The organism is Sandarakinorhabdus limnophila DSM 17366, from assembly GCF_945882885.1.
Classification (GTDB): Bacteria; Pseudomonadota; Alphaproteobacteria; order Sphingomonadales; family Sphingomonadaceae; genus Sandarakinorhabdus; species Sandarakinorhabdus limnophila_A.
The window spans coordinates 1-7787 of record NZ_CAMCWT010000077.1; the positions used below are offsets into that span (position 1 = coordinate 1).

The window sequence follows — 7787 nt, forward strand, 5'->3', positions numbered from 1 at the left end:
TCGCCCGTTGATACCGTGATGGTGGAATATCGCGAGCGCACCACCGATGGCCGCCTCGGCCGCCTCATTGGCTGCTGCCTCACCGACAAGCAAACCGACGGCCTGTCGATGATCTACAGCTTCTACGATCCCGATCTGGAATCGCGGCCCGGCATGGGCAATTTCATCATCATGGACCACATCACCCGCGCCGCCCGCGCCGGACTGGCCTTCGTGTATCTGGGCTACTGGATCGAAGGCTGTTCGCGCATGGCTTACAAGACGAAGTTCCGCCCGGTCGAAGCGCTGATCGGCGGCCAGTGGCGGGAAGTGGACTGACGCGCCGCTGATCCGCCCAGCGCCGCGATCAGCCCGGCGCAGGCCGGCACCACCCAGTGCGCCGTGCAGGCCGAGCAGCTGCGCACCGAAGCCGCCAGCGCCAATCCGCAGGATGCCGCCAAGGCGCTGCGTTCAGTGAAGATCGCCGAGAAGATCTGCGCGGAAGGCAATGCCCACGAAGCCGCGAAGAAGTTCGCGCTGGCCCGCACCCAGCTCGCCAGCACCGTGCAGTTCGCCGAGCGGCGTTGAAACCCGCCTGCCGGCGCCCTCCCGCCGGCTGGTCTTGCGGCGGCCACCCAGACCCGGGGTGGCCGCCGTTTTTTTCGTTCAGAGCCCCGCCCGCGCCACCAGCCGCGCGGTGGAGGGATCGAAACCTAGATCTTCGCCTGCCAGCAGGGCATTGGCGAGTTCCTTGCCCAGTTCCACGCCCCATTGATCGAACGGGTTGATGCCGAGCAACACGGCGGCCGCGAAGGTCCGGTGTTCGTAAAAGGCGATGAGCGCACCCAGCGTCGCCGGATCGAGGCGATCGAGCAGCAGCGTGCTTGATGGCCGGTTGCCGCTGAATGTCTTGGCGCGGGCCAGCGCGGCATCGCCGCCGGACAGCGCCAGCGCCGCTTCGAAACTGCGCCCCTTCAGCAGCGCGGCGCCTTGCGCGAAGCAATTGGCCAGCAGCTGGCGATGGTGGGTGGCGGGCAGATCGTGCGCCGGCTCCAGCACGGCGACAAACTCCACCGGGCCTACGCAGGTGCCCTGGTGGATGAGCTGGAACACGGCATGCTGGGCATCCGTGCCGGTGCCGCCCCAGGTGATGGCGGCGGTTGGCCCGGGCAGCGGGCTGCCATCGCGGGCAACGCCCTTGCCGTTCGATTCCATTTCCAGCTGCTGCAGATAGGGTGGCAGCAGCCGCAACCGCTCATCATAGGCAAACACGCCGCGCGTCTGCTGGCCCTGGCCGTGGGCGGCCCACACATCGGCAAGCGCGGCCAGCACCGGCAGATTGTGCGGCAACGGGGTGTCGCGGAAATGCGCGTCCATGGCGGCGGCGCCGGCGCGCAACTGGCTGAGCGCGTCGGGTCCGCAGCGAATGGCGAGCGGCAGGCCGACGGCAGACCACAGCGAATAACGCCCGCCCACGCTTTCGGCGAAGGGCAGCACATGGCCGGCACCCCACGCGGCGGCGCGATCCGGGCGGGCGGTGATGGCGATGCAGTCGGAGCGGCGACCGGCCAGCCGCGCCAGCGCGGTTTCGGCGTTCGTCATGGTTTCGGCGGTGGTGAAGGTTTTTGAGACGACGACCAGCCGCGTGGTTGCCGGCTGGCAGGCGGCCAGTGCGCGGTGCAGCGCTTCGCCATCGATGTTGGAGACGACATGAATCGTGGGCCCATCCCCGTCACGGCCCAGCGCATCGTTCAGCAGCGCCGGCCCCAGCGCCGAACCGCCGATGCCGATCAGGATCACGTCGGTCACCGCCTCGGCGCGCAGCTGATCGGCGATGCGCGCCACGTCTTTGGCGGCGGCCTGGGCCACCGCCACATCAGCCGGGCTGCCGATGCCGCGCTCGGCGGTGTGAGTGGCGGCGCGGCCTTCCGATAGGTTCACGGCCTCGCCCGCCAGCAGCCGCGCCCGCCAGCCCGTCAGATCGGCAGCCGTGCAGGCGGCCAGCAATTGATCCAGCACCGGCAGCGGCAGGGCAAGGCGCGACAGATCCATGTGCAGCCCGCAGGCACTTGCCGACAGGCGGGCCAGCCGATCAGGCTCGCCCGCAAACAGGGCGCGGATATCGACCGGTTCAGCCCCAGCGGCGCGGATGGCAGCAAGATGATCCATGCGCCCTGTTTTCCGGCCTTGGGCGTGCGAAGTCCAGCCCTGTTGCGGCCAAAGGCTTGACCGGCTGGTGCAATCGGCCCACGGCGAAGCCGATGACTCGAAAGCGCAAGGCAATGCCCGATCCGGGGCCCGGCCCCGAACTGGCCCGTGCCGATCGGATGGAGCGACTGGCGGTGTTCGCACGCGATGTGCTGGGCCATGAATTTGCCGATCTGGCGCTGCTTGATCGCGCCCTCACCCACGGCAGCGCCACCCGCCAGCCCGGCGCCAGTTACCAGCGGCTGGAATTCCTCGGCGATCGCGTGCTTGGCTGCGTGGTCGCCGGCCTGCTCTATGGCCAGCATGACGAAGCCGAAGGCCGCTTGACGGCGCGGCTGCACGCCATGGTGGAAGGCCCGGCCAACGCCCGCGTGGCGCGCGGCTGGAACGCCGGGCCATTGATTGCGATGGAACCGGTGAGCCGCGGCAAGGGCCTGGCCGACAGTGACAATGTGCTGGGCGATGTGGCCGAAGCGGTAACGGCGGCGGTGTTCATCGATGGCGGCTGGACGGCGGCTTCGGCGTTTGTCACCCGCCACTGGGGCCCGATGATGCAATCGGATCACCCATTCCTGAACGATCCCAAGAGCGCCCTGCAGCAATGGGCACTGAAGCGCCGGCTGGGCATGCCGGATTATCTGGTGGTAAACCGCGATGGCCCCGATCACGCGCCAGTGTTCACCGTGGAAGTGACCGTGCGCGGCGCCCCGCCGGCCAGTGCCAGCGGCAAATCCCGGCAAGAGGCCGAAAAGGCCGCTGCCACCCTGTTGTTGAAAAGCCTGGAATCATGACCACCGAACTCACCCCCATCACCACCCGCTGCGGCACGATCGCCGTGGTCGGCGCGCCCAACGCGGGCAAATCCACGCTGGTCAACGCGCTGGTGGGCCAGAAGGTCGCCATCGTGTCGCCCAAGGTGCAGACGACGCGGCAGCGGCTGGTGGGAATCGCCATCCATGAGAGTGCGCAGATGCTGCTGGTGGATACGCCCGGCATCTTTGCCCCGCGTCGCCGGCTGGACCGCGCCATGGTGAAGGCGGCCTGGGATGGCGCGACCGATGCCGAGGTGATCGTGCTGGTGATCGATGCGAAGGCCGGGCTGAAAGGCGATGTGCCCGAGATCATCGCCACCTTGGCCAATCGCCGCGAACCGAAACTGCTGGTGCTCAACAAGGTTGATATCTGCGTGAAGGAGCGGCTGCTCGATCTGGCCAGCCGCTGCAACGAACTGGCAAAGTTCGAGGAAATCTTCTTCATCAGTGCCAGCAGCGGGGATGGCGTTACCGAACTGAAGGCGGCGTTGGCCGCACGCCTGCCGCTGAGCCCGTGGCATTATCCGGAAGACCAGTTGAGTGATGCCAACACCCGGCTGATGGCGACCGAACTGACGCGTGAGCAGCTGTATCTGCAACTGCATGCCGAACTGCCCTACGCCGCCACTGTTGAAACCGAAAAGTGGGAGGAGCGCCGCGACGGCAGCGTGGCCATCCACCAGCAGATCATCATCGAGCGGGACAGCCAGAAAGCCATCGTGCTGGGCAAGAGCGGCAGCCGCATCAAGGAAATCGGCGCGACGTCGCGGGCCAACATTGCCGACCTGCTGGGCCGCAAGGTCCACCTGTTCCTGCACATCAAGGTGCGCGCCGATTGGGGGGAAGACCGCAGCCTCTACAGCGCGGTCGGCCTCGATTTCGTGGATTAAGCTGCGACGATCCGCTGGCGGCGCGCCATCGCTCCGATCAGGCCAAAGCCGGCAATCAACATCGCCCAGCTCGACGGTTCCGGGATGGGATCGCCGCCCGGATTGAAGCCGCCATCGTTGGTGCCCATGCCGACACCGGAAGTGCCCAGGCCGCTGCCGGTGATGGACTGGTAGCGCACGATGAAGTTGTTGAAGATCACCGAGGTGATGTTGTTGGCGAAGCTCAGCGCGAATTCCTGCGTCGCCACATTGCCATTAGTGACGCCGCCGCCACCGCCGCCCTGGCAGTTGTTGTTGGCCATCAGGCAGAAATCGATCGTGGTCTGGCCGCCAATTTGCGGGAAGCCGGCGTTGATGACGGCTGTGCCGAACGGACCCGAAATCGGGGTCGCCCCGATGATTTCCGGATTGCCGTTGAAACCAAAGCTGGAGATGCGGCCTCCGACGGGTGCGGTGGACAGTGTGTTGTCGATCTCGGCGGTGAAGTTCCAGACCTGTCCTGACACGCTGTTCAGGGTGAACGTGATCGCCGACGCCAGACCAGCCTGGCTCTGTTCATCGATGATGCCATTGTAGGTGTAGGTGAACGACTTGCCGACATCGGCCGACGTGACCGTGATCGGCGAATTCACCAGCGGCACCACGGCGGCTGCCGGAGCCGCCACAAGAGCCAAGGCAAAAGCGAACGCAAATCTGTTCATGGTCATTAACATCCCGTTACTAATGCATAGATAGTCGATCCGGTTCCCTGAATCAATTATAATTTTTTGGTTAACGTTCATATTTGCTGCGCCGGGCACGCTTGCCACTATGATGGCCGCCATGATCCGCGTTGAACCTGCACTGGTGGTGGCCCTTGCACCCCACGGCGAACATGCCGTGGTGGCGCGATTCCTGTCGGCGGATCAGGGGCTTGTCGCAGCCTATGTGCAGGGCGGGCGCGGGCGCAAACTGCGGCCGGTGCTGCAGATCGGCAATCGCGTCGCGCTCGATCTGGTAACGAAATCGCCCCAGCAACTGGCCTTTGCGACCGTGCATCCGCTGGGCACCAACATGGCGATGATGCACGGGCCGGCGGCGCTGGCGCTGGTCGATTATCTCGCCAGCCTGTCGGCCAACTGCCTGAACGAAGGCGAGGCCCAGCCACGGCTGTTCCCGTTGTTTGATGCGCTGTTTGGCGCGGCGGCCGCGGGGGCGCTGGCGACAGACGTTGGCCCGGCTTTGGTACGGCTGGAACTGGCGCTGCTCGCCGAACTTGGGCTGGGCCTCCATCTAACCAGTTGCGCAGCCACTGGCGCGACCAGTGATCTGGCGTTTGTTTCGCCCAAGTCTCGCCAAGCTGTGAGCCGTGGCGCGGGGGAGCCTTGGGCGGCCAAATTGCTGCGCTTGCCCGTCTTCCTGCTGGGTGAGGGCGAATCCAATGCCGCTGCCATTGCCGACGGCCTGGCGCTCACCGGGCACTTCCTCGCCCGCGAAGTACTGCGTGATGGCGTGGTGGCAAAGCGCTGCTGGACAGCCCGCGAACGGTTGGTCAGCCTGCTCACCCGCTGACACCGCTTGCGGGCAATGCCCGCCACCGCTAACCCATCGCCATGGCCAGCCTCCCCCCCGAAAGCGACAATATCATCGAAGCCCCGTTCGGCGCGGCGCTGGGCGATCGCTATCTCGTCTATGCCCTCTCCACCATCACCGCGCGATCATTGCCCGATCTGCGCGATGGTCTGAAGCCAGTGCACCGCCGCCTGTTGTGGGCGATGCGGCTGCTGAAGCTGAACCCCGATCAGGGCTATAAGAAATGCGCCCGCGTGGTGGGGGACGTGATCGGCAAATATCACCCGCATGGTGACCAGTCGGTTTACGATGCGATGGTGCGCCTGGCGCAGAGTTTTGCGCTGCGGGTGCCGCTGGTCGATGGTCAGGGCAATTTCGGCAATATCGACGGCGATAACGCGGCGGCCATGCGCTACACCGAAGCGCGGCTGACCGATGCAGCCATCCGCCTGATGGACGGGCTGGACGAAGAATCTGTGCCGATGCGCACCACCTATAACGGCGAAGAGGAAGAGCCGGAGGTGTTCCCCGGCCTGTTCCCCAACCTGCTGGTCAACGGCGCGGCCGGCATCGCGGTCGGCATGGCCACCTCCATCCCGCCGCACAATGTGGTGGAAATTGTCGATGCGGCGCTGCACCTGCTACGCGCTCCCGATGCACCAGAAACCGATCTGCTGCAGTTCGTCACCGGGCCTGATTTTCCCACCGGCGGTGTGCTGGTCGAACCGCGGGCCAGCATCGCCGAATCCTATCTCACCGGGCGCGGCAGTTTCCGCCTGCGCGCGCGCTGGAGCGTGGAAGACCAAGGCCGCGGCACCTGGACGATCATCATAAGCGAGATCCCCTATCAGGTGTTGAAGGGCAAATTGATCGAGCAGTTGGCCGAACTGATCACCGAGAAGAAGTTGCCGATCCTCGCCGACGTGGCGGATGAAAGCGACGAGCAGCTGCGCATCGTCATCACGCCCAAATCGCGCAATGTTGATGCCGACGTGCTGATGGAAAGCCTGTTCAAGCTGACCGATCTGGAAGTGCGCATCCCGCTCAACATGAACGTTCTGGATGAAGGCCGGCCGGGCGTCCTGGGGCTCAAACCCGTGATCGCCAAGTGGCTGATCCACCAACGCGAAGTGCTGGTTGCCCGCTCGCGCTATCGGCTTGGCCGGATTGAGGCGCGGCTGGAAGTGCTCGGCGGCTTGCTCAAGGCCTATCTCAACCTGGATGAGGTGATCCGCATCATCCGCGAAGCCGATGATGCCAAGGCCGAGCTGATTGCGGCCTTTGATCTGACTGCGGTGCAGGCTGAAGCCATTCTCAACATGCGGCTGCGCAGCTTGCGCCGGCTGGAAGAGATCGAGATCACCCGCGAAAACAAGGCGCTGACCGAGGAAGCCAAGGGCCTGCGTGGCCTGATCGACAGCGAGGCGCAGCAAACCGAGCGGCTGGCCACCGATCTGGCCGCGCTGCGCGTCGCCTATGGCCCCACGACCCTGCTCGGCCGCCGCCGCACCAGTATCGCGGATGCGCCGCAAGTGAAGTTCGTGCCGATCGAGGCGATGATCGAGAAGGAACCGCTGACCATCATCTGTTCGGCCATGGGCTGGATTCGCGCGATGAAGGGCCATGTCGATCTGGCCAGCACCGAAGCGCTGAAGTTCAAGGAAGGCGACGGGCCGGCCTACGCCTTCCACGCCTTCACCACCGATCGCCTGGTGCTGGCGGCCAGCGATGGCCGTTTCTACACGCTCTCTCCCGATCGCCTGCCCGGCGGACGCGGCCTGGGCGAGCCGTTGCGGCTGATGATCGATCTGGCGGAAGGGACGGAGATTGTCAGCCTGTTCACACACCAGCCCGATCGCCGCCTGCTGCTCGTGGCCAGCGATGGTCGCGGTTTCCAGATCGACAGCGCCGAGCTGCTGGCGGAAACCCGCAAGGGCAAGGTGATCATGTCGCCCAAGGGCGATGCGCGGCTGGCCATTGTGCGCTGGATCTCCCCGGCCGACGACATGGTGGCGGTGATCGGCGAGAACCGTAAACTGCTGGTCTTCCCGCTCGAAGAACTGCCGCAGATGCAGAAAGGCCAGGGCGTGGCGCTGCAGAAATACAAGGATGGCGGCATGAGCGACGTGCGGACGTTCGTGATGGCGGAAGGACTGAGCTGGCCAATGGGCGGCGACAGTGGCCGCACCCGCACGGAAGCCGACCTGACTTTCTGGAAGGGCGCACGCGCCAGCGCCGGGCGGATGCCACCCAACGGCTTCCCACGCGACAACAAGTTCACCGCCTGAGCACTCGCCAGCACCGCCGGGCCTGGGTAAGGATGGCGCCATGATCGGTGTCATCCTTA

At 65.5% G+C, this 7787-nt stretch carries 7 protein-coding genes and 1 pseudogene; 6 read left to right on the top strand and 2 right to left on the bottom strand.

The genetic code is table 11. From position 1 onward, the window contains the following. A pseudogene (locus tag Q7O19_RS12310) lies at window positions 1-318 on the top strand (arginyltransferase); the annotation flags it as partial. Window positions 319-381: 63 nt separating this feature from the next. Then, window positions 382-567, top strand: a complete 186-nt coding sequence (locus Q7O19_RS12315) for a hypothetical protein (protein WP_303810801.1) — start codon at window positions 382-384, stop codon at window positions 565-567. Window positions 568-645: 78 nt separating this feature from the next. On the opposite strand, the gene pgi is transcribed toward Q7O19_RS12315, so the two are convergent. Continuing rightward, complete coding sequence (pgi, locus tag Q7O19_RS12320) at window positions 646-2148, bottom strand: glucose-6-phosphate isomerase (protein WP_303810802.1); 1503 nt, start codon at window positions 2146-2148, stop codon at window positions 646-648. A gap of 92 nt (window positions 2149-2240) precedes the next feature. Between pgi and rnc the strand changes: the two genes are divergently transcribed. Together rnc and era are read left to right on the top strand one after the other, a co-directional pair. Then, window positions 2241-2978 (top strand): ribonuclease III, encoded by a 738-nt coding sequence (rnc, locus tag Q7O19_RS12325; protein ID WP_303810803.1) that lies wholly within the window; start codon window positions 2241-2243, stop codon window positions 2976-2978. Continuing rightward, window positions 2975-3889 carry a GTPase Era gene (gene era, locus Q7O19_RS12330; protein WP_303810804.1) on the top strand — a complete coding sequence of 305 codons (915 nt, stop codon included), beginning with the start codon at window positions 2975-2977 and terminating at the stop codon, window positions 3887-3889. The genes rnc and era overlap by 4 nt, the downstream gene beginning before the upstream one ends. Here the strand turns inward: era and Q7O19_RS12335 are convergent. Then, window positions 3886-4713 carry a cistern family PEP-CTERM protein gene (locus Q7O19_RS12335; protein ID WP_303810805.1) on the bottom strand — a complete coding sequence of 276 codons (828 nt, stop codon included), beginning with the start codon at window positions 4711-4713 and terminating at the stop codon, window positions 3886-3888. The genes era and Q7O19_RS12335 overlap by 4 nt on opposite strands. Between Q7O19_RS12335 and recO the strand changes: the two genes are divergently transcribed. After that, the gene (gene recO / locus Q7O19_RS12340; RefSeq protein WP_303810806.1) at window positions 4712-5440 is read left to right on the top strand and encodes a DNA repair protein RecO; all 729 of its coding nucleotides are present in this window, start codon (window positions 4712-4714) and stop codon (window positions 5438-5440) included. The two genes, Q7O19_RS12335 and recO, sit on opposite strands and share 2 nt — an antisense overlap. Before the next feature lie 41 nt (window positions 5441-5481). Beyond that, the gene (gene parC / locus Q7O19_RS12345) at window positions 5482-7728 is read left to right on the top strand and encodes a DNA topoisomerase IV subunit A (RefSeq protein WP_303810807.1); all 2247 of its coding nucleotides are present in this window, start codon (window positions 5482-5484) and stop codon (window positions 7726-7728) included. Window positions 7729-7787 lie beyond the last annotated feature (59 nt).